The organism is Xenorhabdus budapestensis, from assembly GCF_002632465.1.
GTDB classification, from domain to species: Bacteria; Pseudomonadota; Gammaproteobacteria; order Enterobacterales; family Enterobacteriaceae; genus Xenorhabdus; species Xenorhabdus budapestensis.
This window is the reverse complement of the sequence record NZ_NIBS01000004.1, coordinates 269,438-294,385: the sequence shown is the minus strand read 5'-3', so window position 1 is coordinate 294,385 and position 24,948 is coordinate 269,438. Positions and strand designations below refer to the sequence as shown.

16 protein-coding genes and 2 pseudogenes are annotated in these 24,948 nt (G+C 40.3%); 10 read left to right on the top strand and 8 right to left on the bottom strand.

Annotated features, from left to right (window positions below; translation table 11 throughout):
• Positions 1–89 precede the first annotated feature (89 nt).
• Positions 90–431, top strand: a complete 342-nt coding sequence (locus Xbud_RS06645; RefSeq protein ID WP_244589871.1) for a recombinase family protein — start codon at positions 90–92, stop codon at positions 429–431.
• A 23-nt stretch (positions 432–454) separates the two neighbouring features.
• Positions 455–1,759 carry an ISKra4 family transposase gene (locus tag Xbud_RS06640; RefSeq protein WP_099135320.1) on the top strand — a complete coding sequence of 435 codons (1,305 nt, stop codon included), beginning with the start codon at positions 455–457 and terminating at the stop codon, positions 1,757–1,759.
• A gap of 142 nt (positions 1,760–1,901) precedes the next feature.
• On the opposite strand, the pseudogene cml reads toward Xbud_RS06640, so the two are convergent.
• Positions 1,902–3,074 (bottom strand): annotated as a pseudogene (cml, locus tag Xbud_RS06635) (CmlA/FloR family chloramphenicol efflux MFS transporter); the annotation flags it as partial.
• A 378-nt stretch (positions 3,075–3,452) separates the two neighbouring features.
• On the opposite strand from cml, the gene Xbud_RS06630 reads away from it, so the two are divergent.
• Complete coding sequence (locus tag Xbud_RS06630) at positions 3,453–4,010, top strand: nitrilase-related carbon-nitrogen hydrolase (RefSeq protein ID WP_244589867.1); 558 nt, start codon at positions 3,453–3,455, stop codon at positions 4,008–4,010.
• Between the two features lie 207 nt (positions 4,011–4,217).
• On the opposite strand, the gene Xbud_RS06625 is transcribed toward Xbud_RS06630, so the two are convergent.
• Positions 4,218–4,667, bottom strand: a complete 450-nt coding sequence (locus Xbud_RS06625) for a carboxymuconolactone decarboxylase family protein (RefSeq protein ID WP_099135318.1) — start codon at positions 4,665–4,667, stop codon at positions 4,218–4,220.
• 84 nt (positions 4,668–4,751) lie between these two features.
• Between Xbud_RS06625 and Xbud_RS06620 the strand changes: the two genes are divergently transcribed.
• Positions 4,752–5,696 carry a helix-turn-helix transcriptional regulator gene (locus tag Xbud_RS06620; protein ID WP_099135317.1) on the top strand — a complete coding sequence of 315 codons (945 nt, stop codon included), beginning with the start codon at positions 4,752–4,754 and terminating at the stop codon, positions 5,694–5,696.
• 17 nt (positions 5,697–5,713) lie between these two features.
• On the opposite strand, the gene Xbud_RS06615 is transcribed toward Xbud_RS06620, so the two are convergent.
• Positions 5,714–5,998, bottom strand: coding sequence for a hypothetical protein (locus tag Xbud_RS06615; RefSeq protein ID WP_244589866.1), 285 nt, complete (start codon positions 5,996–5,998; stop codon positions 5,714–5,716).
• Positions 5,999–6,306: 308 nt separating this feature from the next.
• Positions 6,307–6,585 carry an LCI fold-containing protein gene (locus Xbud_RS06610; RefSeq protein WP_099135316.1) on the bottom strand — a complete coding sequence of 93 codons (279 nt, stop codon included), beginning with the start codon at positions 6,583–6,585 and terminating at the stop codon, positions 6,307–6,309.
• A 362-nt stretch (positions 6,586–6,947) separates the two neighbouring features.
• Between Xbud_RS06610 and Xbud_RS06605 the strand changes: the two genes are divergently transcribed.
• The 4 genes from Xbud_RS06605 to Xbud_RS06590 are packed head-to-tail and all read left to right on the top strand — an operon-like array spanning position 6,948 to position 11,585.
• Complete coding sequence (locus Xbud_RS06605) at positions 6,948–7,685, top strand: ABC transporter ATP-binding protein (RefSeq protein WP_099135315.1); 738 nt, start codon at positions 6,948–6,950, stop codon at positions 7,683–7,685.
• Entirely contained in the window at positions 7,678–8,886 is a 1,209-nt protein-coding gene (locus Xbud_RS06600; RefSeq protein ID WP_099135314.1) for an ABC transporter permease, read from the top strand. The genes Xbud_RS06605 and Xbud_RS06600 overlap by 8 nt, the downstream gene beginning before the upstream one ends.
• Positions 8,879–10,342, top strand: coding sequence for a TolC family protein (locus tag Xbud_RS06595; RefSeq protein ID WP_099135313.1), 1,464 nt, complete (start codon positions 8,879–8,881; stop codon positions 10,340–10,342). The genes Xbud_RS06600 and Xbud_RS06595 overlap by 8 nt, the downstream gene beginning before the upstream one ends.
• Positions 10,335–11,585 carry an HlyD family secretion protein gene (locus Xbud_RS06590; protein ID WP_099135312.1) on the top strand — a complete coding sequence of 417 codons (1,251 nt, stop codon included), beginning with the start codon at positions 10,335–10,337 and terminating at the stop codon, positions 11,583–11,585. The genes Xbud_RS06595 and Xbud_RS06590 overlap by 8 nt, the downstream gene beginning before the upstream one ends.
• Here the strand turns inward: Xbud_RS06590 and Xbud_RS06585 are convergent.
• Together Xbud_RS06585 and Xbud_RS06580 are read right to left on the bottom strand one after the other, a co-directional pair.
• Positions 11,566–11,958 (bottom strand): annotated as a pseudogene (locus Xbud_RS06585) (aldo/keto reductase); the annotation flags it as partial. The gene Xbud_RS06590 and the pseudogene Xbud_RS06585 overlap by 20 nt on opposite strands.
• 121 nt (positions 11,959–12,079) lie before the next feature.
• Positions 12,080–13,174, bottom strand: a complete 1,095-nt coding sequence (locus tag Xbud_RS06580; protein ID WP_169923029.1) for an NAD(P)/FAD-dependent oxidoreductase — start codon at positions 13,172–13,174, stop codon at positions 12,080–12,082.
• A gap of 323 nt (positions 13,175–13,497) precedes the next feature.
• Here Xbud_RS06580 and Xbud_RS06575 point away from each other — a divergent pair, with 323 nt between their 5' ends.
• Both Xbud_RS06575 and stlA read left to right on the top strand, forming a co-directional pair.
• Positions 13,498–13,968: a GNAT family N-acetyltransferase gene (locus Xbud_RS06575; RefSeq protein ID WP_099135310.1), complete on the top strand. Its 471-nt coding sequence runs from the start codon at positions 13,498–13,500 to the stop codon at positions 13,966–13,968.
• Between the two features lie 392 nt (positions 13,969–14,360).
• The gene (gene stlA, locus Xbud_RS06570; RefSeq protein ID WP_099135309.1) at positions 14,361–15,959 is read left to right on the top strand and encodes a phenylalanine ammonia-lyase StlA; all 1,599 of its coding nucleotides are present in this window, start codon (positions 14,361–14,363) and stop codon (positions 15,957–15,959) included.
• 345 nt (positions 15,960–16,304) lie between these two features.
• On the opposite strand, the gene Xbud_RS06565 is transcribed toward stlA, so the two are convergent.
• Both Xbud_RS06565 and Xbud_RS06560 read right to left on the bottom strand, forming a co-directional pair.
• Positions 16,305–17,468 (bottom strand): FAD-dependent monooxygenase, encoded by a 1,164-nt coding sequence (locus tag Xbud_RS06565; protein WP_099135308.1) that lies wholly within the window; start codon positions 17,466–17,468, stop codon positions 16,305–16,307.
• 23 nt (positions 17,469–17,491) lie between these two features.
• Positions 17,492–24,658 carry an amino acid adenylation domain-containing protein gene (locus Xbud_RS06560; RefSeq protein ID WP_099135307.1) on the bottom strand — a complete coding sequence of 2,389 codons (7,167 nt, stop codon included), beginning with the start codon at positions 24,656–24,658 and terminating at the stop codon, positions 17,492–17,494.
• Positions 24,659–24,948 lie beyond the last annotated feature (290 nt).

Here is a 24,948-nt window from a genome sequence, read left to right as displayed (position 1 = left end):
GGGCTGATTGCTTACTGCCTTAAATGGAAAAAGCCATCACTGAACATTTTCTATTCGGAAAACGATTTTTCAATGACAGCTTAAACAGAATTCGGGTTAATTTAACCATTGATCTGAAACAACGAGGCATTTCGCTTGTTTTTCTCAAGGAAAATATTCATTTTTCTGCTAGCGAGAGTAATCCATTACAAGAGCTACAATTACATATGATGTCGGTATTTAGCCAGTTTGAGCGTGCGCTCATTAGAGAGCGTCAAGCTGAAGGCATTGCGGCTAAAAAAGGACGAGGAGAAAAAACTGGCCGTCCGCCGGCAGACAAGCGAAAAGTGGCCATGGTTGATGAATTAAAATCAAAAGGTATTCGCCTGAAATTAGCATGTGATAACGTGGGGATTGGCGTTTCAACCTATTATAAATTAAGGAAAAGATGAACGATTAAAAATCGGAGGGGATGATGAAAGTCATAATAAAAGCGGTTGTGATACAGGATGATGGTTCAACTCATCAAGAAACCTTATTGACGTTACATAAAACAACCGAACAAGATGAGCCTTTAGGGTTATCAATTCACGGTGAAAAACCGCGTCAAATAAAGGATCATCAAACCCGCCATTATCATACTTTATTTGGCGTTATTCCCATTAAAGGTCTTCGCCTATATCGTTGTCAGTGCGAACAAGCCACAACAAAATCAGTCAGTTTACTCAGCGAATGGTTGCTGGATAATACGCACCCCGAACTGAAGTTTATTGAAGCTAAATGGGCGTCATTGATGTCATATGATCTCACTGTTGAACGATTAAAAGATATTTTACCGATAAGTCAAACACTTAATTCCGCGACAGTACGTAATCACTTAGTTAGCGTTGCTAAACAACAAGAAACGGAGCTTGCCACGCAAGCTGATTTTCTTGAAAAAAGCGCATATGATAGTGAAAAATTACCCCGACCAGGAAAACCCATGGTAATTGGGCTTGATGGCGGTTATGTGAGGGATTGCCATAATCGGAAAAATAATTTTGAAATTATTACAGGAAAAGCGTACTCCGAAAATGTTCAGGCGAAGCGATTTGGTTACGTGCATGTTTTAGAAGATAATCCAAGAAAACGATTACTGTCAGTATTGAATGCCCAAGGTGTGCAAACTAATCAGCAGATCACTTTTTTATCAGATGGCGCCGATAATCTGAGAATGATGCAAATAGGTATCTACCCAGAAGCAGAGCATATTTTAGATTGGTTTCATATCAGTATGCGGTTAACCGTACTAAATCAATGCATTAAAGGTATTTTAACAAAATCAGTCGATATTGGCACAGAATTACAAAGCCGACTCGAAAAAACGAAATGGTATTTATGGCATGGTAATGTGGGAAATGCCCTCGACCAACTGGATAGTTGCTTGTGTATTTGTGATTGCGATGAAGAGGGATCACACTGTAAAAATAGCAAAAACAAAAAAATGGGACGCTATTTAGATGAAATGATGACTTATATTGCCAATAACCAATTTATGATCCCAAATTATGGGGAGAGGTATCGTTATGGGGAGCCAATATCAACGGCATTTGTAGAATCCACGGTTCATGAAGTGATAGCAAAACGTATGGCGAAAAAGCAACAGATGCAATGGAGCCAGCAAGGTGCGCATTATCTTTTGCAAACACGGGTAGCGGTCTTAAATGGTGAGTTGGAAAGTATATTTCATCGTTGGTATCCCAAATTGAAGAACACAGAGCTGGATGCTATAGCGGCGTAAAATACCCCACAGATTTTTATGCTCTCCATTATCCAAGAAAACACGACACGAATTTTCAAAAAAGAAATAATCCGTATCGCGTATTCGTAGAATAATTTGCTTAATACCTTTGATTCGACTGTTCCAGATTTTCACTCTTAATGAAGAAGGATAGGCAAAGTACTACTGTTGCCAGAACTAGGCTATAGGCGATAATCGGCCAAGTAGTGGCATTTGATAGAAGTGTAATAGTGAAAGTTCCGCCCATTCCTAATAGTAAACTCCCAAGACAGGAATAGAATGCTGTTACAGTTCCAGCCATATGATCAAAACCCTGTAGTGCACCATTAGGTGCTACTGAAACAGCCATAGCGACTCCAACACCGAGAAGCCACATTGGGACGATGAAACCAAATACCGATTTCGGTATGAGCGTTTCTCCGACAGAAAGCAACAAAGCTCCGGCTATAAGACAAAACATTGCTATCCGTAACGTACCCAATATTCCCCAATGGGTAATCAAACTCCCCATATTTCGGGCTGTCATCATCATTGCGATAGCTACAGTTGCAAATAATAAGCTGAAAGTAGTTTGTGATAATTCTTGTCTGTTCATCATTACCCAAGGAGCTGTTGAAAAGAAGACGAAAAAGCTTCCCAGTCCCGCACTGTAGCAGAATGTGTACAACCAGACATTCAAACTCTTTACAGGAAGAATCAATTGATCCCATTGTAACTCTGTCATTCCTTTCTGCCCAGTTTCTGGGCAGAGTTTCCAGATCACAATAACTGTAACGGCCATTGCAAATCCTAAGAAACAAAAAATGGCACGCCATCCCAGCCAAATGTCAAGCAAAGTTCCGAACAAAGGGGCTATTGCTGGAACCATGGCAAGCATAGAGCCAAGAATACCATAGATGACATTAATTTCTTTACGACCTGAATAGATATCGCGTACAGTCGCGAACATTGCTACTAGGCATGCTGAAGCTCCACAGGCTTGAATAATTCGAAGACCCAAAAAAATTTCTGATGATGAAGTTATAGCAAGACCCAATGAAGCAACCGTAAAACCAATTCCACCGCTCAGCAAAACGGGACGACGACCGAATCGATCTGATAAAGGGCCAAATAAAAGCTGACCAATTCCCAACATAACCATATATATGGTTAATGTTAGCTGGATTGTTCCTGCTCCGGCACCAAGTGCATCGGTGATGATAGGCATTACGGGTAGATACATATCCATGGCCAGTGATGGCAATAAACTAAATGGGGATAACAATAATACTGTAGTAGTAAAAGAATATTGCCAGAGAAAATTTTTTGAGTGCATAAATCCATCTCCTAAAGTAAAGGATTTGGCGGTGTACTCATAGAATTGATAGCTTCTTGAGACTGCCGCCACAACTGAAAAAATAGGGTTGCGGCGGCTTATTTATCTGTTAGATGTATCATATATGGGTTACCCTATATTGAATTCGTATTGTAAGGACTCAATGCTGAGATGCAAAGAATCCTAAATCGAGGCGATATTTTATAGATAATAATTCAACTTTTCTAACCATTTTCTCTTGATTGTGATAGAAATTCCATTTATTAGTTCTGACCTGTTGAAATATACCCTGAAGCTGTGGCTGGTTGATGTTTTTAGCACTGGCTTGTTCGATATATATTTTGTCAATTTCTTATCCAGAATTCGGGTTAATTTATAATGTTAATAAACACAACCTATCGCGTGGCTGCCGTTCAAGCCGCCCCTGTTTTTCTTGATTTGGAAGCAACTGTTGCAAAAACCATCTCACTTATTGAGTCAGCAGCCAGTCAAGGTGCTAGTTTGATTACTTTCTCTGAAACCTGGATACCAGGTTATCCGTGGTTCATATGGTTAGATTCACCTCTTTGGTGCACTCAGTTCATCAAACAGTATCACAACAATTCATTAGTACTTAATAGCCTGCAATATCAAAGAATTGATCAAGCTGCTGCCGATCATAATATTATGATAGTTCTTGGTTTCAGCGAGAAAGATAACGGTAGCCTTTACATTTCTCAATCTATTATCGACCAAACGGGTCAAACATTACTGACACGAAGAAAGTTAAAGCCTGCACATGCGGAAAGAACTATTTTTGGTGAAGGTGATGGTAGCAGCCTGAATGTTGTTAAAACTGCTCTTGGTAAAGTTGGTGCTTTAAACTGCTGGGAACACAAAGCCCGGCTAGTAACGGAAATAGTGAGATCCAATCGTTCGGCAGCAGCGGTTCAATAACCGCTGTCTACCACAGCAATAAACACCTGCATTTCCTTCCAGTGTAATTTTCATTTTTGCACTTTATTCAATGGTTTTTCTCAGATTATTGACTGTTTTTGCAAAGATCAACTTTAGCGCCGTATGTTAGCGAGCAACTGAATTAGGGAAGGGCAGTAATATCATTTATATGCCCGCCTGATTTAGGCGGGTAGCCAATAACTGTAATTACGGCGCTACATGATACCGACAAGCTATTCCAATTCGATTTAACGCATTCATCATAATAGCCAACCACTCGATTGCTGCGACCTGTGTATCGCTCCATAACTCCACTGCTTTTTGATAAATATCATCTGGGATATGCTCATTTTGTATTTCTGTTACCGCCTCGACTAACATCAGTGCTGCCCGTTCTTTTTCTGTGAAATATTCTGTTTCTTGCCATGCTGTAAGCAGGGCAACTTTATCAATAGATTCATTCTGCTGTAAGGCATCTCTGGTATGTAATCTGATACAAAATGCACATCCATTAATCTGAGAGATACGCAATTTTAATAGATGGCAGAACCCCTCAATAATTCCCACAGATAAAGCTGCTTTATCTATTTCAGCATTTACTGATAGCAGTTGCTGATAAATATCAGGGAACGTTTTTGCTAAAGAAATACGTGTCATAATACTTTCCTTTTAACTTTCCATTAGGTAAGAATCATTATAAAGTAGATAGGTTTCACTTTCTGACACCTTTTTTAAGGATTCATGATGAAAAAAACAGTGCTATTGCAACAGATGCAACTTTTTTTACAGGGCAGGCAGAAAGTAACCTTAAATGAACTTATGCAAGAATTTAATTTATCCCGCAGTAGTGCGATACGTTATATTTCTGCTTTAGAAGAGTTGGGCGTTCCTTTATATTCTGAGCGGGGAAGGAATGGGGGGTATGTTATTGCCCCGACATATCGGTTAACTCCGGTCAGGTTTAGTGCGGATGAAATTCATGCAATGTTATTTGCTATTTCAGGTAAGCATGTTCTGCAATCCACGCCTTTCAATCTGCAATTTCGCAGTATTTCTGAAAAGCTAAAGCAGGTTCTGCCCCATGATGAAAAAATAAAGGAAGATAAATTACGCAAGCACTTAGGTGTACGTACTGTAAAGCAGGTCAATCCGATCAGAAAACTGGATATGTTGCTAAATCATATTCTGCAACAGGAAAATCTAGAGATAACTTATCATAACGAAACGATTTTTATTTATCCTATTGCAATGTGGTTTGAAACCGGAAAATGGTTTTTAGCTGTGTTTGATTATGAAGAACAAGATTTACGTGTGTTACGTTGTAACGTAATCCAGTCATTTCATCCAACGACAAAATTATTAACCGCTTCTGAAAATATTCATCTTACGGATTTTCATTTGTTCAATTTTGATCAGTTAAGGCAGGAACAACAGCAACATTATTTTCAGATTAAAATAAAAAGCTCAGGTATTGAGCATTATCACGGAAAACCATTCTCACATATTGTTCTGCAATTAACTGATGATAATAGTGCGTTAATATCTGGCCACTATCATCAGGAAGAGCTTGGCTATCTGTTGGATTATATCAATGGTTTTTCTCAGCATTTGATTGATATAGAGCCAGAAAAATTAAAGCAAATTTATATTGATGAAGTTAAAGTGCGCTTGCATCAACTGGAGTAAGCGCTTTTTTGAGAATCTTATATTTTCTTACCTTCATATTCGCCAACATAAACATTCATGCCACAGACATATAGTTTTTTGAAGCCTTTTAAATACCATTTAATTCTATTTTCATTACGTATATCAAGAAAAACAATATTATCTTTAACAAGATATTTAGTATATACGCCATTGTTATATTCTACAGGAGAAGAATAACAATTGTTCCAGGGGATATCTACGTTTTCTGATGCAGTTCCAATACCTCCGAACAATGCTATTGCTAATGTACCAACTGTTAATAGTTTCTTGAATATAAACATTTTTATGTCATAGTTTTAAAATTTGTAACTTAAAAATTTATTAATTATCAAATTGTTTTTGATAACGTATACTAAATCTAAATCATCACCTGACTATGTTACAATTTTAAAATTTAGAGATTTCTTATGTTTTTATCTTATATTGAAAATTTAGATGGATTTATGAAAGACCGTTAAAACCAGCTAATAAGGGAATATAGGGAATATAGGGAATATATTGTTCATTATAAGAGCCAAAAAACCCCGTCGTTTTAAACGGGGTTTATCTGCATCATAAATTTACCATGATAATAATTTTCTTTGGAGAATTAGTATTTTCTTCCTTGATAATAAGCTTGATAGGCTTTCCTTCCAGTATTATATTTACACTCTCCATTTCCAATTTTTCCTTTAAAATACCATGTAATACCATACCTTTCAAAGGTATTTGCGAAATTATTTGTAGGGTTAACAACATACATTTCATAAAGATTACCGGTAAGATGTTTTGGTACGTTTTCAACCTGACAATTATTTAGTGCCATTGCATTACTACTCAACAAAACACCCGCAGCTAATGCTCCAACTGTTAATAATTTCTTGAACATAAACATTCTCCTATAATATTTTTAGAATTTGCTGCTTAAATGTATTACTTATAAAGTTGTATTTGATAACACACGCTAAATCTAAATCATCATCTGACGATGTTACAATTTTAAAATTTAGAAACTGTCTATATTTTTATATTCTGGATTAGAAACCCAATCTCTATTATCATAATTTATGATCAATAATGAATCTACTATTATTTACGCAATGAAAATAATTTATTTATAATTGCAACGCAATGTACCATAACAACATTGATTTTAGGTGACTTGATTATTAATGCCTTAACGACATCAGAAACCGGCTGTTTTAATAAAGATGAATGTAGATATTAAAGCTAGGAGATATTATAAAAATAATGGATACTATAAATTCGATTAATCCCACAATATCAATATCACCTGTTATCAATATGCAAGGGCTAACCCGTGTTTATCAACATGGAGGGGAGGGCAAAATATCAGTTCTGAAAAATATCACAGCACAAATTTTTGCCGGTCAGAGTTGCGCTATTGTTGGAGCATCGGGTTCAGGTAAAAGCACATTACTGAATATTCTCGGTCTGCTGGATAAGCCTACTTTGGGGAAATATTTTCTTTGCGGCGTTGATATGTCAAAAGCAGATGCTGAGCTTCGTGCCAGAATGCGTAATAAAGAAATTGGCTTTGTTTTTCAAAGCTTTCATTTGTTGGCCGGAATGACAGCGACAGAAAATGTCGCTCTGCCGCTTCTTTACCGTGGTATTTCTGCCTCGCAGGCTCATAAAATTGCCAGAGAAAAACTACATTTGGTAGGGCTTTCACACCGTGCGGAACATTATCCGGCAGATTTATCCGGCGGGCAGCGTCAGCGAGTGGCACTCGCCAGGGCATTGGTAGGAGAACCTTCATTACTGCTGGCTGATGAACCCACTGGCAATTTGGATCAACAAACGGCAGAAGAAATTTTATTACTGTTTTCTTCTCTTCACACAGAAAACGCGATGACGCTGGTCGTAATAACCCATGATGCTATGGTTGCAAACCATATGCAGCGCGAGTTACGCATGATTGATGGTCAATTGCATGAAACCAGAAGGATGACAACGCATGCATGATAATCGTCAGTCCGGCAACTATGGCATGTCGGTATTAATGATGTGGAGAGAAGCCTGGCGTAACTTAATAGCAACAGGAAAAAGTTCTCTGCTTGCTTTATCAGGGATTGCTATTGGTTGTGCGTCTATTGTGGCATTTGTTAATACCGGACATAACGCTACACTGGCTGCGTTAAAGATGTTCAGCGGGCTGGATATCAATGTTATTACAACAAATTTTTACACTTATAATCATGGAATTGATAGTGACTCACTTAACATGGCCGATCTGACAACGGCTATTCCTGGTTTATCTTCAACAGCACCGTGGATCTATTCTCCTTCTTCCGGTCGATATAACGGGAAAACAGAAACATTTACCGTAATAGGTTCTTCTGCGGAACTGGAGGAAGTTATGCAATTGCGACTTCGTTATGGCCGGTTCATTTCTGATTATGATCAGCACTCGCCTTATCTGGTCATTGGCAATGAAGTCGCTGTTACCCTTGGTGAAGGGGATGCATCCCGTGTGCTTGGCAAGCAGATTCAGCTTGGCAATTATTTATACACCATAATTGGCATTTTCGATGTAAAAGGGCAAAACCCCATATTTCCTTTTTCTCTGGATTCGGTCGTGGTTGCTCCTATCAATGCTATGCGAAAAATCTCACTCAATATTGATCTGAATGGCATCATCGCCCGTACCATAACAAACGTAACTACAGAAACCGATGCAAAAGATTTATTGGCGTTGCTCAAACGAAAGTTTCCAGAGGTTAATATTGATGTTCGGGTTGCTCAGCAATTACTGAAAGGGCAGACAGAACAAAGTAAAACCTTTTCTTTTATGTTGATCGGGTTAGCGGGCATTTCGCTGCTCACCGGCGGCATTGCAATTTCGAATGTGATGCTGATGAACGTTTCGGCCCGGCGAAAAGAGATTGGTTTGCGGATGGCTTTAGGGGCAAGAGCTCAGGATATCCGGCGTCTTTTTTTGTATGAAGCTGCGGCACTAACTTTTGCCGGCGCAATCCTTGGTGCGTTAGTCGGTGTCATCGTCGCCTTTATTTTTGTTCTTTATTCTGGCTGGTCATTTTCTCTGGCTCCCTTATCAATTCCGTTAGGAATAGGTAGCTCAATCATAGCGGGGCTTATCTCCGGCTTTTATCCCGCACATAAAGCCTCTCAAATGGAACCCGTACAGGCATTACGTGATGATTAAAAAATATTTCCTTTATAGTTCGCTGACTTTATTTTTCTGTTTTCCTCAAACAGGAATCTCTGCATCTGAACAGAAACAATTAGCTTTATCAGAACCTGATTACAGCCTGAGTCGAGAAACTTCTGGAGAAGTGATCGGCCTGTCGTTGAGTGACGCGATATCGCTTGGCCTAAGAAATAACTATGCAATCCGCAGTGCTTATCTGGATCGCATCGCCCAGAAATTTGATTTACGGGTGGCAGAGGACCGATTCACACCAAAATTACAGCTAAGTGGACGTTACATTGCAGGTAAAGATCAGGATTCAAGTTTCAGGAAAGCTAACCTTTTTCCTAATGCCACATTGCTCACTCCTTTGGGAACGCGTTTCACACTTTCCTGGACGCGTGAGAACAATAACTCAAGGATAAACAAACTTCACAATGATGGTGCAAGTATTACTGTGATACAGCCTCTTTTACGGGGAGCAGGAACCGATATTAATAATGCCCCAATCTTACTGGCAAAACTCCGGGAACAAACCAACCGATTGAATCTAAAAGTAACTATTTCCGATTCCATCACACAAATTATTCTGGCATACCATGCGTTACTCCGTGCTCAGGAACAACATTCACTTTCTGTCGCTTCCCTTAAGCGTATGCAGAGATTAGTGGAGACGAACAAAGAGTTGATTGATGCCGGCAGAATGGCCCAGACAGATATCATACAGACGCAAGCTGATCTGGCCATGCAGGAACTTTCGGCAAAAGAGGCTGAAAACAATGTGTATACTGCAAAGCTGGCATTACTTAAGTTACTTGCCCTTAGCCTTAAAACTCCTATCCAGGCAACCGATACGCTGGAAGGCACTCACGTCAGTCTGAATGTTGAACAATCCATTAAAAAAGCGCAGGCTCAGCAGCCGGGTTATCTTATCCAGTTACTTTCCGCAAAAATGGCAGATATTCAATTATTGCAGGCCAGAGATAACCGACTCTGGGATTTATCATTGGTTGGAGGAACATCCCAGTATCGTTCATCCTCTTCTGAGGCCCGCAACTGGGAAAATTATGTGGGTATACAACTGGATATTCCAATCGATGATATGACCCGGAAACAGGCGGAAGTTCAGGCCAGAGTTGATGTCCAGAAGCAGGCGTTATATCTGGAAAAGTCCAAAATAAATCTGGAAAAAAGAGTCATCAATGCCATCCGGGATACAGAATCACGCTGGCAGGAATATCAATTAGCGATAAAAGCCAGTTCACTTTCTCAAAAGAAACTCGAAATTGAACAGGAAAAATTACAGGCAGGGCGATCCAGTAACTTTCAGGTTCTGAGTTTTGAAACCGACTTGAGAAATGCCGAAAATGCACGCCTGAATACACTTATCCAGTATCTCAATGCTCAGGCCGAACTGGATCAAATTCTTGGCACGACACTGGAAAGCTGGGAGATCATTATCAATGACTAAACGTTATCAATGGGCCATCGCTGGCGTACTTGTAGTAGTGATCTGTTTTTTTGCTTTGTTATTTTCAGGGTATTTGTCCTCAAAAGAATCGTCAGATCAGGGATCAATACAGTGGATTGAGGTAAAACCCGCTTTTATAGAAAAACAATTAGGTCTGGTCGGCAAGCTGCAATCCGGGCGCCTTGAGACTATCCCTGTGCCATTTGATGCCATTATCAAACAAGTTTTAGCCAAAGAAGGGCAACAAGTGAAAGCTGGTCAGACATTAGTGACACTTGATACCCGCAAACTGGATATTGAGCTTCGGCAGGCGCAGGTTGAGATGATCAAAGCCTCATCTGCCGTTGAACAATTGCATGACTGGGAAAACAGTCAGGAAGTCATCCGGGCCAGAAGAAACGTCGAAAATGCGAATCATATGGTGATGGAATTGAAAAATAATCTGGCAAAAACACAGGCGCTTTTTTCACGGGGCATCATTCCACAAATGGAAGTGGAAAACCTTGAACAGCAACTTCGCCGACAACTCACGGAACTCGCTTCTGCAAAAGACGATCTTGCATCCACCCGACAAAAAGGCAGCGCTGGCAATGTACGTGTTGCAGAGATGGAGCTGCAAAATGCAACCAGCCGCTACCAGACACTACAGGAACAATACACCCATAAAGAAATCAAAGCGCCATTTTCCGGTGTTGTGCTCAGGGCAGTGCAAGGAGAAAAGGGGAAATTTTTGACGATTCAGACAGGCGTTCGGGTTACCGATGGGATGCCTTTACTGGAAGTGATGGACACAACACAGTATCAGGTACTGGCACAAGTTGAAGAAGCCGATCTCGCCAAACTAAGAGAAGGGCTGGCAGTAAAAATTAGCGGGGAGGGGTTTTCCGATCACCCTTTGGATGGGGAAATTGAAACCATTGCCATGCAAAGCGTGAATAACGACAACCCCGGATCGGCGATTTATTATGACGTTGTGATTAAAGTGACTTCACCCATGAAACAGAATTACCCCATCAGACCCGGTATGAGTGCCAAAGTTAATATTGTTATTTATCGCAATGAACGGGGCACTGTTGTGCCAGAAAAAGCATTAACTCACGACAGCAATGGACAATTGATCGTAACCTGGCGCCCGGATTTAAAAAGCCCGGCTGTATCTCGTCGGGTAACTATCGGGGAAGCTATGCCGGAAGGTATGGAAGTTCATGGACTGGAAAAGGGATTTATCGCGTTACCTCGTTGAAAACATGGATCTCAAAACAGCTCCCGAAAGCCGGGCTAACGATACGTTCGTTACGACCAAGTGCGGCGATAGCAGTCATATCGTCTGCATCAAATTTAAGCTCAGTGGCTTTCAGGTTACTCTGTAAATTTTCGCGCTTAGTTGAAGATGGGATCACGCTATAACCCAATGCCATTGCCCAGGACAAAATCACCTGTGCAGGAGTGGCCTGATGTTTTGTGGCTATGCGTCCGATAACCTTATCTTGAAGCGCCTTACCATAAGCGAGGGTCATATAGGATGTGATATGAATACCATGATCTTTCGCCCAATCTGTCACATGACAGTTTTGCAGATAGGGAGAAAGTTCAATCTGGTTCGTGGAAATGTGTTCCGTATCTGATAGGAGGAGAGGGGGCGGAATTCATTCTTGCATATCAATAGGCTAATAGTTAAACGTGATGAAAATCGCAAGTTTTGAAAAGATGATGCATAAACCAGTTAAAAAAACGTCATTACAAGTCTTCAGCACTAAAGCGTGTTAGTCGGTATGGATTTAACGCAGCCTGTTCTGTGTCATTTATTATTTCTTCCTGCGCCAGTCGGCATATCAGTGGTGCAAGTGTAATTGCTGCATGCATGCTGATCATATATAAACCACAATAATCAGTAACTTTTCCAACGATGGGCATTTCATCTTTAGGAATTGGGCGCATGCCAACAGAAGCCTTTTCTAAGCACAGACTATCACTACCTATAAAGGCTTTTTTTATGGCAGGTAAGGCATTTAGTGCGATACATGTGGCACTGTTTTCAGGACAGTCATTTAAATAATCTTCCGCTGCAAGCAAAGCTGTTCCTGATATCGGACGTACTTCCATATCAGGAGTTGAGATAATGTGGTGTACAAAAGGAGTTTCAGCCTGATGTTGATATTGCACGATGATAGAAGGAGATGCAGATAAAGGGAGCTGTTCCCCTAATTTTTCCATCAGAGAAATTATGCCGACACCGGCAGTCAGTACAACCTGATCAGCACAGATAACTCCCTGTGATGTAGTAATTCCGAGAATCTGTTTGCCATTATAGTTAATGGCAGTCACTTCCGTTTCCGGCAGATAGGTGACACCGTTGTTCAGAGCTTCCTGTAAAAGTACTTGTGTTGCGTGAAGAGGATCAACAGCACCTTCTTCCGTTGCAAAGGCAGCAAGCTCCGGGAGGGTTACAAGCTGTGGTTCCAGTGTCTGAAGTTCAGCTTTCGTCAATGCCTTAACATTAAAGCCCGATTCACTATAAATATCGATAAATTCACGGGTTGCAGATTCAGTTTCCTGCCAACTGATAGCACCTGACCAATTTATATTTAACTTTCCGTTTGTTTGTTTATCGAGATAATGCCACTCATTGAGTGCCTGCTGCCTAAGCTTGCTGTAAGCGCCCGGTCTACCATAAGAAACATTGAGCCATGCAAAGGCCTGTTTAGTCACTCCGTTACCCGCCTGTCCTTTATCAATCAGAATAATTTCGCCCTTATGGTGGTAAGATAAACACCATGCCAGCGTTGTTCCTACAAAACCGGCACCAACAATGATAATTTTATTATTTTTCATCGTAGTATTATTCATGGTTCATAATCTGTCTATTACATCTCAGTTTATTTTCATTGTACCTCACCATGAAGTACTGGCAATATCAGGAGAAATTGAATCCTATATAGTTTATTTAACATAATATACATTATGCGAATCCGTGTTGTAGGGGCTCAATGCTAATGTCTGCGCTATGTACGAGTTGAACGCGCTCACCTTACGCTATCAGGATAGGCTTGTTAAGGAACTGAGACTCAGTTTAGTTGCAATGATTGCGATAATTGGTTCTATAACTTATTTACTCCGATTGGCATTAGGCATTCTGTTGTAAAAAAGAGGGAAACATGGAATTGACTTGGGAATACTTAGAATCAAAACATATTGATACTGAAAAATTTTATAAGATTTTCTCTCTGAGAAATCAGGTATTTATTGTTGAACAGTCATGCCCATATCAAGACCTGGATGGTTTAGATTTAGAGAAAGATACACTACACGTTGTAGGCTCTAAGGGCAAAAAAATCATAGCTTATGCACGCATACTACAAGCATACAAAAGCTCAAAACAAATTGTCGTAGGGAGAATCATTATCGATCCATCTGTGCGAGGAGCCAAGTTAGGACACAAGCTGATGGAAAATGTAATCTCCTTCATAGAAAGATCTTACCCAGAATCCCCTATTTTTTTATCTGCGCAAGCACACCTCCAATCATTTTACGCCAAACACGGCTTCCAAGCCGTATCTGAGGTATACCTAGAAGACAACATCCCACACATTGGTATGCTCAGAGGAATTAATTCGAATTGGTCATAAGGGAGATTTGCGCCTATATAGCTTTTCTGGTTTTCTTTTTTTGCCACAATCCATCTCTCTGTCTTATCGATTATTAATCGCTATTTATTGTCAAGACTATAATATCTCTGGGAGACCCGCAATGGATAACCTATTAGATGAATAGCCCAATGAAGAGTGATAAGGCTTCCTTTTACTATTCTCATAAATAGAATCGCAGATTAAAAATAATTAAACCCTAAGTTATTTTATAACCGTTGAAGCCATTTATTTTTTTACCTCAAAATACTGGTAATTTTCATCTTTTCAAGTTGATGTGTCAGATTGAGTTGTGACTGATACACCTGTTCCATGATTGCACTTTTTATACGAAACCACGTATTATTACATTCTTATTTTATATGGAGATGAAAATGAACATTAAAGATATTCAGCCAACCATCATTATTAACGAAAATGGCTTTATCTCTCTGGAAGAAATCTATCAGATTGCGACAAAACAGAAAAAAGTAGAAATATCAAAAGGTGTCATAAATATTTTAAACCGTGGTCGTAAAAAATTAGAGGATAAATTAAATTCAGGAGAAGTAATATATGGAATTAATACAGGATTTGGAGGGAATGCCAATTTAGTTGTGCCGTTTGAGAAGATCTCAGAACATCAGAAAAATCTGTTAACTTTTCTTTCTGTTGGCACTGGGGACTATATGTCCAAAACTTGTATTAGAGCTTCACAATTTACTGTGTTACTTTCTGTTTGTAAAGGTTGGTCTGCAACCAGACCAATTGTCGCTCAAACGATAGCCAATCATCTTAATCATGATATTGTGCCCCTGGTTCCCCGGTATGGCTCAGTGGGTGCAAGCGGTGATTTAATTCCTTTATCTTATATTGCACGTGCATTATGTGGTATTGGTCAGGTTAATTATATGGGAGAAGAAATTAGCGCTGCTGAAGCAATTAAACGTGCAGGATTGACGCCGTTATCCTTGCAAGCAAAAGAAGGGCTCGCTCTTATCAATGGCACCCGGGTGATGTCAGGTATCGGTTCACTTACAATTATTAAACTGGAAAAACTCTTAAAAGCGACAATATCTGTTATTGCATTGACTGTTGAAGCATTATTCGCATCTCATGAACATTATGATGCCAGAATTCAACAGGTAAAAAATCATCCGGGACAAAAAGCAGTAGCCAGTACATTGCGTAATTTATTAGAAGGTTCGACACAGATCAATTTATTAGCGGGAATTAAAGAACAAGCGAATAAGGCTTGTCGTCACCAGGAAATCACCCGGTTAAATGATACCTTACAAGAAGTCTATTCAATTCGTTGTGCACCGCAAATATTAGGCATAGTTCCGGAATCTTTAGCTACAGCTCGAAAAATATTGGAGCGAGAAGTTATTTCTGTGAATGATAATCCTTTGATTGATCCAGAAAATGGTGATGTCTTACATGGTGGAAATTTTATGGGGCAATATATTGCACGGACTATGGATGCATTAAAGTTGGATATCGCTTTAATTGCCAATCATCTTCACGCAATTGTGGCACTGATGATGGATAGCCGTTTCTCTCGCGGATTACCGAATTCACTTAGTCCAACTCCCGGCATGTATCAAGGTTTTAAAGGTGTCCAAATTTCACAAACAGCCCTAGTTGCTGCAATCCGCCATGATTGTGCTGCATCTAGTATACATACTTTAGCAACAGAGCAGTACAATCAAGATATTGTGAGCTTGGGTTTGCATGCTGCGCAAGATGTTCTGGAAATGGAACAAAAATTACGTAATATTGTTGCAATGACAATACTGGTCGTTTGTCAGGCAATTTATCTCCGTGACAATATTAGTAAACTTGCACCTGAAACAGCTAAATTTTACCAGGCAGTGCGCGAAATCAGCCCTCCCCTGGAGATCGATCGTGCATTGGATAATGATATAATCCGGATTGCAGATGCAATTATTAATGATCAACTTCCTCTACCAGAAATCATCCTTGACGAATAAAACTACTGAAACTCTTCAATGATCTTCCGGTTAATTTAAATGGCCGTAACGACCTGAAATTGCCCGCTCCAACCTTGGCATTGCGTAGTCCCCTGCTAGGTTTATGTACTTTCAACTTAGCTAGTGACAGCGTAACATCAGTCGGTTGAAGAACACCGCCCGGACTATTGTGTTACGGGCTTTGCTGAATCTGTTGATAACAAACTAAAAGTGGACAGCATATGTACTCTGGGTTCGACCGGAAGTTTTGATGGGGTTATCGGGCGGAGCAGGAGAACTGTCCCCTACACCACCCGATAACCCCCACACTAATACAGATAAAAGTGTCACACAGTTTTTTATGTTCTAAAAATCTTCCATAGGAAAATTTAATGAGTGTTCTATACTTTTTTTGAGATTTTTCGTTGGCATAAACCGTAAGGACAGATCTCTTTTCAAACAATGAAAAATACGATCCTCTTGCTCAGTTTCACTCAGCATTCTTGATGTATTAACTAACATTTCAGCCCTTGGAATACGAATTTTTTCGTATTGACGCAGAGCAGAAATTGGATCTGACTGCTGCCTGAATACATGCCCTAAAACAACAGCGTCTTCGATAGCCATACCCGCACCTTGACCAAGGCTTGTCAACATAGGGTGAGCCGCATCTCCTAACAGCGTAATTCTGCCTTTCCCCCAGAGGGGTGAAAAAGGCCTATCTTGTGCAGAGACAGAAATGATATTTTCAGATGGAGTTTGTAAGATAATATCAGAAACAATCGCTGGCCACCCCTTATAATAAGACGAGATGTCTCTATTATTTCCTTTCCACTCACAGAGCTGCTCAGTAGGCATATTTGCAGTTCCCCACCAATATACTTCACCCCCACCTATATCGATCAAACCTATTCGTTTTCCTGCTCCCCAATAATGACCAACGTAACCAGGTGTTATCTGCGGATGTTGATAACGAGTAATCGCCAACCAACAGATATAATCAGCTGGACGAACTGGCTTATTCCCTTGGATATAGTCACGAACAAAAGAGTAGATCCCATCAGCACCAATGAGCAAATCTCCATGTGCTTTTCTGCCATCAGCAAAACGGACAGAAATACCGTCATCCCTCTCGGAAATTTCGGTGACCTTAGCGCCGACATGGATAATATTCTGATCAAGTTGCTGTAGCAGAGCTTCCTGCAATGCTTTACGTGATATACAAACACTATCGAACCCATTAGAAGACGAGATTTCAGGTATTGGTAATTTGCGTATCAGACGATCTCGGGTATTCCTAATTTCAAAACACTTAATTGGAGCACCAAAGTGCTCCAATTTCAGATTAATACCAATAGAGGATAAAGCAGCAACAGCATTAGACATTACAGACAAACCTGAACCTGCTGTACGTAAAGTTGGAGCCTGTTCATAAACTTCAACAACATAGCCAATTCGCCGTAACACTATAGCAGCCGTTATCCCACCAATTCCTGCTCCGATTACAATCACTTTTAATTGACGATTCATACTTCCTCCGAAACCAATAAGGCTTATTTTGTAGGGGATAACGTCTTCATTTCTCGAAGGATTGCTTGTGCTACTTCCTCTACATAAGGCTCTTCCATCATTTCCAAATGATCACCCGACACATCAATAACATTGATACGTCCCGTTGTCTTACTCTCCCAGCCATTTTTAGGATCACGATACGCACTTCTTACCGCATCATGCATAGAACGTAACACTTCAGGTAATGGACGCGTTGCATGTAATAACGTTATATTGATATCTGCCTTATAAGCAGCATAATTTGTAGCCGCTTTCCAATTGGTCTGATACACGTCAAATAATCTTTGTACTAAGGCCCGGGAACTGCCTTGTGGAATGACTCCTGTGGCAATTGCATGCTCTGTGATGTATTCAAATCGTTCCTGCAAAGAAATTATATGCTCCGGTACAATCTGCTCAGGGAGAGTCGCGCCTTCATTAATCCATAATAATTCCCAGAAAAACCATCGTAACAGTGCTTCCTCATTCACTTTTTCCTGAGACTCCGTGTTAAGAGCAACCGTATCTAAGACGAAAAGATTTGCGACTTTTTCTCCATGCTCTTTCAATTGACGTGCCATCTCGAATGCGACAAATCCGCCATAAGACCAACCTCCGATTGAATATGGGCCATGTGGCTGGATTTGACGTATGGATTCCAGATAATTTGCCGCTTGTTCTTGTATACTGACCAATGGCTTAGATCCTGCGTCCACGCCGTAAGCCTGTAACGCATAGAAAGGTTGATCCTTGGGGAAATACTTCACTAACCGTAAGTAAGACAATACATTGCCCCCCATTGGATGGACAAAAAACAATGGCCGTTTATGACCCTCAGTACGCATGGGAACAAGAGGACTGAATTTTGGATAGCCTCCTTTTTCTCTGATATATACAGCTAACTGTGCGACAGTTGGGTTACTAATAAAAAGGGACAAAGGAATGCTGACACCGAAATGTTTATCTACCAGAACGACCATTCTCATGGCTGTCAATGATGTACCACCGTTATCAAACAAGTTTTGATGGATAGATAAGCTGGGTATTTTCAATAAGTCTGCCGCCAGATCGCACAATACTTGCTCATAGTTGTCTCGCGGAGCAATATCTTCTACATCATTATGCCCATGTATGATCCGCATATTACGTAATGCCGCATCATCACGTTTCCCACCAGGAGTCTTAGGCAGTGATTCTAACCACTCTATTTTGGAAGGGAGCATGTGTTTAGGAAACATTTCAGACAAATGTTGTTGTACACGCACTGTAAATGCTTCGTTTTTTTCTCCAATCAGGAATGCGACCAGAAAACCATCATTTTCACCGTGTTGTTGAACGACAACAGCAACGTCTTTCAGTACTTTATCAGCATCAGGTGTACTCAATACCGCTAATTCTATTTCCGCCAGCTCAATACGATAACCACGAACTTTAACCTGAGTATCCTTGCGGCCTAAATAGAGAATATTGCCATCCTTAAGCTTCACACCCAGATCACCGGTACGATACAGTGGCTCATCACCGTCTTTGAGCATAATAAAGCGTTCTGCGGTTAGTTCTGGCTGACGGTAATAACCTAGCGCGACTGGTAAACCACGTGCGTAAATTTCACCTTGCTCACCAGAAGCGATTTCTTCTAATTGACTGTTAAGGAGTACGATATCTGAATTGGTGATACCTTTACCAATAGGGGGAAGCTCAGGGAAGGACTTTGGAGCTCCCTCCATCGTAAATGCAGTGATGACATGCGTTTCCGTTGGGCCATATTGGTTCTCAAGAATACCGTTATTTATTTGACCAACAAACAGACGAATATCTTCTGTGACCCGAAGTTGTTCACCGGATGAGATAACCACTTTCAGGTTTTTTGGGTAAGTGTCCAGTGCGACTGCTGTTTCAGCCAATTGTTGCAGTGCAACATAAGGCAGGTAAATTCTTTCTGTCTGGTACTTATTGATAATATGCAGTAACTGCAAAGGATCACGCCGTTCATCTTCACTAATAAGGTGTAACTCACCACCAGAAGTCAGTGTAGAGAAGATTTCCTGAAATGAAACATCAAAACTCAACGGTGCATACTGTAAGGTAGAACGAATACTCTTACCAGTATGCGTTTCATTCTGCCAGACAATCAAATTCGACAGGCTGCGATGTGGCATTGCCACGCCTTTGGGTTTACCCGTTGAACCTGAGGTAAACAGCAAATAAGCTAGCTGCTCAGGGGCTATTTCTCTATTCGGTACATGTGTATTGCCGTTTATCAACATGTCTGCCCTTATGGTCGGGACTGTCACCATGTTGAGTAATGTATCGGATTTATCATCAACAATAGCCAGTATCGGCTGAGCCTGTTCCACCATTGCTGCAATACGCTGAGCTGGATAACTCAGATCCAATGGTAAGCAGACTCCGCCTGCTCTCATTACACCAATCAGTGATGCAACGAGTGTCGGAGAACGTTCAAGAACAATAGCAATCGGTGTATTTTGAACAACGCTCTTAGAAATCAGTTCAGAAGCAATTTTACCGGACTCTGACCAGAGTTTTTCATAACTCCATTGCATGCCATGATAACGAATTGCTATTGCATCAGGTTGCTCCCCTACATTCTTCTTAATCATGTCCAATGTTGATATGAATTTTGAGGATGGTATTACCTTGCTTCTTTGTGTGAGTGGCTGGCTCAGGGTTGCTGGCTGATCACCATGACTGACCATTCTGTTCAATATGGTCATATAAGTGTCCATATAAGTGTCAGCCTGCACTTGTGAGAAAACATTGCCGTCAAAATCACATCGTAAATAATGTTGGCCTGTGATGAAGTCAGTCATGACATTGAACAGCATTTCAAAGTTAGTTTCTTCCCACGGATCAAACCCGATGAGGGATAAATCAGGGCCACTAAATATTTCCGTTAATATGTGGAATCGAATGTAATTAAACGCGGAACTTATTTTTGCACCTTCACCGGCTACTTGCTGGATAGCATTAAGTGGATATTTACGGTATGGGGCATGACGCTGTTCAGCACTAAATACAGAGTGGATACACTCTTTCCATGTTTTGTTCGATACAGAGAAACGTACAGGGAGTGTATTAAGAAACAAGCCCAGCGTTTGCTCTGAATTCTGTGCATCTGGTCTTCCATGAGTGACTAATCCAGTCGCAATTTCATCCTGAGCGGTAACTTTGGCCACAGTTAAACAATGTGCAGCAAAGAATACCGATTTAATTGAAACGTGTTCATGCTGTACTAAGATCTCCAGCTTTTTTTCAATTTCTTTTGGAATAATTGCTTTTTTTGAAAAAATTCGATTTTTTGGCAAACTTTCATACAATCGGTAGCTGGGAAATTGGGTTCGGGGAAGTCGATTAAACATGTTTTTCCAAAACACTCGATGTTCCTGATCTTGTAATGCACGGAGTTCATCTTGTATATACAAAGCAGGTGATGGAAGTACATCCGTTTCAAAAAAATATATTCCCTCATTCAAGTAACGAAAAAAGAGTTCACGTATTAAATTTGCCACACTGCCACCATCTAAAAGGGCATGATGGAAACTGATCACCATCTCTATAGTGTCTGCGGTCTTGAATAAACTGATGTGATATAACGGCGCACGATCAAATTGGTAGTCTTGACGACTGCTTTTCTCCATGTGCTCTTTGATAATTTGTTCAGACTCAGCCAATGTCAATAAGCTGAGATCCTGAATCTCTATGGCATTATCAAGATCGATACTGTGATTGATGATTTGCAAAGGTTCGCTGAAATCGGCCAGGTTAAAGTGTGAACGAAGAGCAGGATGACGTTGGATAGTCTCTGCTGCACTTTTACGAAAGATTTCAGGTTCCCACTTTCCTTTCAGAGTATAGCGGAAAACATCTTTATAAGTGGTAAGGCTTTTACTCTGCTGGCTATGATATATCAGGCCAAGTTGGAGCTGAGTGACAGGGAATGCGTCCTCATATTGAGAAAGTGCTGCCCGCTCTTTTTCTTTGATCAGCGCGAAAGGAGATAATTCAACGGCACTTTGAATTTTACGGTCGGGGTCAATTTGTTGGCTCAACTCGGCTATCGTCAAATACTGTGATAATTCAGAAAGAGTTACATTTATTCCCGCCTTTTCAGCATCAGAACGTACTTTCAACATTAATATTGAGTCACCGCCTAATGTGTAAAAATTATCCTGTACACTTAGTTTTTCAATCTTTAATACCCGTTTCCAAATCTCTGCTAGTTGATATTCTGTTTCTGTTTGAGCATCATCATGGTTACTCAAAACTTCTGTTTCCGCCAATGCGCCAAGCGCTCCACGATCGATTTTACCGTTTGGTGTAAGAGGAATGTAAGGAACCCGGAAAAATTTCAGAGGAACCATGAAATCAGGTAAAAATTCCAGTAAAGTTTTACGCAGTTTTTCAGAAGTAAAATTCGGGTTATTTGTTACATCATTATTAGTTATTACATAATATGCGCAAAGGTAAGCATCATCATTACTGTTTTTTTGTGGTAAAACTTGCGCCTGACTAATTCCCTGAATATGCTCAAGTGTGTTTTGTACCTCTCCCAACTCAATACGATTACCTCTGATTTTTACCTGATTATCAATTCTTCCCAAATATTCGATGCTACCGTCAGATAACCACCTTGCTAAATCCCCTGTGCGATACCAGCGCTCACCTCCATCCAAAATGAATTTTTCGTCAGTTAATTTTGGTTTATTGTGATAACCACGAGCCAATCCAACACCACTAATCTGTAACTCACCAGCGATACCTATTGATTGTCGAGTACCATGCTGAGACATAATTCTCAGTGAAATGTTGTTGATTGGAAAACCAATGGGTACTCGCTTGATCACTTTATTATTTTCAGGAATAAACTCGAAATACGATACATCAATGGTTGCCTCTGTTGGGCCATAGAGATTGACCAAAGCCGGTGCATTGAAACCAAAAGAGGAAAAGATCTTACGGAACTGATTAACCCGTGTAGAAGGTAACGCTTCACCGCTGGTGAATACACGGCGCAGACTGGTTAATTTCCACACTAACTCAGGTTCGGCTTCCAAAATATCTAAGAAAGGCTGGAGCATAGAGGGGACAAAGTGCAATGTCGTCACATTATGTGTACTGATCGCTTTTATGATCTCTAAGGGATCTTTGTGAGCACCCGGTGGTAATAAGTGAACAGATGCCCCAGAAATCGACCACCAAAATAACTCCCAGACAGAAACATCAAATGAAATCGGTGTCTTTTGTAGTATCACATCAGTATTATCCAACGGATAACGTTCCTGCATCCATTCAATCCGGTTTACCACTGAATAATGATTAATCATCACACCTTTAGGTTGCCCGGTGGAGCCTGATGTATAAATCATATATGCCAGAGAATCCGCTGTAGATAAATTGGGTTGCTTCACATTCTCCTGAACTGAAATGTGATTTCCGTCAATGACAATATAAGCTTGAGCAATTAAAGACGGATTAAGTTTGTCGGAGATGATGACCGTGACGCCACTGTCCTTCAACATATAATCAATCCGCTCCTGCGGATAGTTGGGATCTACAGGCAAATAGGCAGCGCCTGCTTTTAATACCGCAAAGATAGCGGTTAACATATCCGTACTGCGATCCATTAAGATGGCAACGATATCTCCTTTCCTCACCCCCTCTTTCAGTAAAACCGTCACCATATTGTCGATACGGGTCTGGAACTGAGTATAAGTAAGTGCAGGCTGATCGCCAGAATTTGCGATAGCGACGGATTCCCCGTGTAATGAAACCTGATTATCAAATAATGTTGATAAAGTTTCTTGCTGCGAGAATTCTACGATTGGCCCTTGCTCAAAAAGCGCCAATTGAGCCATTTCTTCTGCCGAAGAGAGACTTACTTGTGAAACAGTTTGTGTGGGTAATGCAATCAATTGTTTGGTAATACGCTCTAAGGAAGCTGTAAATGTTTCGAATGGATAATCCTCATCGAAAACATCTGCCGCGCCGGTGATATCAACAGCGACCTCACTATTATCCCCATAGGTATGTACGTGGATCCCGATAGCATCATTTTCATGAGCTGTAACCGCCGCATAGATATCTTCGTTTTTATAGGTATCACGGGAAGTCGCTGTTATAGGTGAGTAGTTATAAGATACAGTGACATCAAACCCTTGACGCTTTGTCGTCCCCATAGACTTAAGCAAACGCCCAAGAGGAATATGCTCAAACGTTTTTAGTTTTGTGGTTTCTGTTTTAATACGAGCCGCTAACTCAATAAGGGTATCCTCTGCGTTGACCTCAATAGCCAATGGCAGTGTATTAGCCCATTGACCTGCAATATTAAGTTGATTAATACGGCGGTTGAGCAACGGGATACCTATTACTAGCTGGGTGTTATTATGTACTCGTGACAATAAAATAGTCACCGCAGACATAATGACTTGGTAGGGATTCATTCCTTGAGAAATAGATTTCTCAACATCAATCTTATCCAGTATATATCGATACTGTATGAAGCGAGATAAATGAGTTTTCTTTCTCCGATTAAAAAAAACGGACTCGTGGCGTTGTGTAAGCACAACCAATTCTGTTATTTGCTGTTCTATTTCTGGTTTTGACAGAATTGTTTCTTGTTCAATGATTGCTGAGATATATTGCTCAGAATTGAGAGACAAACCTCTCGGATTAATTTCTTCATTATTTTGATAGTAATCAGCAATTTTTTTTGCTAAGTGGTTTATTCCCCAACCATCACAAACAATATGATGGGCCCGAAGAAAAATAGCTATGCCGCCATTTTTCAGATTTCGTAACAAAGCGATCTCAAGGAGTGATTTATCACCCAGATTAAAAACGCGTTCTGACCATTTTTTGAAGAGGGCAGCAACATCTTCACCTTCTGCATCAATTATCTCTGCTTGATTATCGGTAATATTTTGTATCTGCTGACTTAACACACCCTCTTGTTCAATGATGCGCAATCGGCATGTCACATCATGGCTAAGGACGTTATTAACTGAATAAAAAAGTTTTTCAAGGTTAATATTTTCTTTTAATATTCTTGCGATGGATATTGTGAATTGACTACTTTCTGGATTACGTTGAGATTCATAGTAGATTTCTTTTTGATACTGAGTAAGAGGTACAACTGGTAATGTGTTCATAGCTACTGACAATATAATTTAGAAAGTTATATTTTATTAATTACATTCTCCTCGGCACAATGCCTATTAGTTTATATTGCATTATATTTTCTCTTAATGGTTTAATAAAACTCGGTTGATAGTTCGCATATCGTGCAGAAATCGATCCATCAGTCGCCTGCTGATGTGCTTCCGTTACGGTATGAAATCTTGGTTATTACTTTGTCCAGAGCTATAATTTACAGCTCTGGATCTTAATAATATGTATTCTCCACTCAATAAAAGCACTATTCACTGATCAACAAGGCCAA

What these genes read in the sequence shown, in the direction of transcription:
- Xbud_RS06640 (WP_099135320.1), top strand. Translation starts at nt 455, where the DNA reads ATGAAAGTCATAATAAAAGCGGTTGTGATACAGGATGATGGTTCAACT.
- Xbud_RS06620 (WP_099135317.1), top strand. Translation starts at nt 4,752, where the DNA reads ATGATGAAAAAAACAGTGCTATTGCAACAGATGCAACTTTTTTTACAG.
- stlA (WP_099135309.1), top strand. Translation starts at nt 14,361, where the DNA reads ATGAACATTAAAGATATTCAGCCAACCATCATTATTAACGAAAATGGC.
- Xbud_RS06565 (WP_099135308.1), bottom strand. Translation starts at nt 17,468, where the DNA reads ATGAATCGTCAATTAAAAGTGATTGTAATCGGAGCAGGAATTGGTGGG.
- Xbud_RS06615 (WP_244589866.1), bottom strand. Translation starts at nt 5,998, where the DNA reads ATGTTTATATTCAAGAAACTATTAACAGTTGGTACATTAGCAATAGCA.
- Xbud_RS06605 (WP_099135315.1), top strand. Translation starts at nt 6,948, where the DNA reads ATGGATACTATAAATTCGATTAATCCCACAATATCAATATCACCTGTT.
- Xbud_RS06610 (WP_099135316.1), bottom strand. Translation starts at nt 6,585, where the DNA reads ATGTTCAAGAAATTATTAACAGTTGGAGCATTAGCTGCGGGTGTTTTG.
- Xbud_RS06625 (WP_099135318.1), bottom strand. Translation starts at nt 4,667, where the DNA reads ATGACACGTATTTCTTTAGCAAAAACGTTCCCTGATATTTATCAGCAA.
- Xbud_RS06600 (WP_099135314.1), top strand. Translation starts at nt 7,678, where the DNA reads ATGCATGATAATCGTCAGTCCGGCAACTATGGCATGTCGGTATTAATG.
- Xbud_RS06590 (WP_099135312.1), top strand. Translation starts at nt 10,335, where the DNA reads ATGACTAAACGTTATCAATGGGCCATCGCTGGCGTACTTGTAGTAGTG.
- Xbud_RS06580 (WP_169923029.1), bottom strand. Translation starts at nt 13,174, where the DNA reads ATGAAAAATAATAAAATTATCATTGTTGGTGCCGGTTTTGTAGGAACA.
- Xbud_RS06575 (WP_099135310.1), top strand. Translation starts at nt 13,498, where the DNA reads ATGGAATTGACTTGGGAATACTTAGAATCAAAACATATTGATACTGAA.
- Xbud_RS06560 (WP_099135307.1), bottom strand. Translation starts at nt 24,658, where the DNA reads ATGAACACATTACCAGTTGTACCTCTTACTCAGTATCAAAAAGAAATC.
- Xbud_RS06630 (WP_244589867.1), top strand. Translation starts at nt 3,453, where the DNA reads ATGTTAATAAACACAACCTATCGCGTGGCTGCCGTTCAAGCCGCCCCT.
- Xbud_RS06595 (WP_099135313.1), top strand. Translation starts at nt 8,879, where the DNA reads ATGATTAAAAAATATTTCCTTTATAGTTCGCTGACTTTATTTTTCTGT.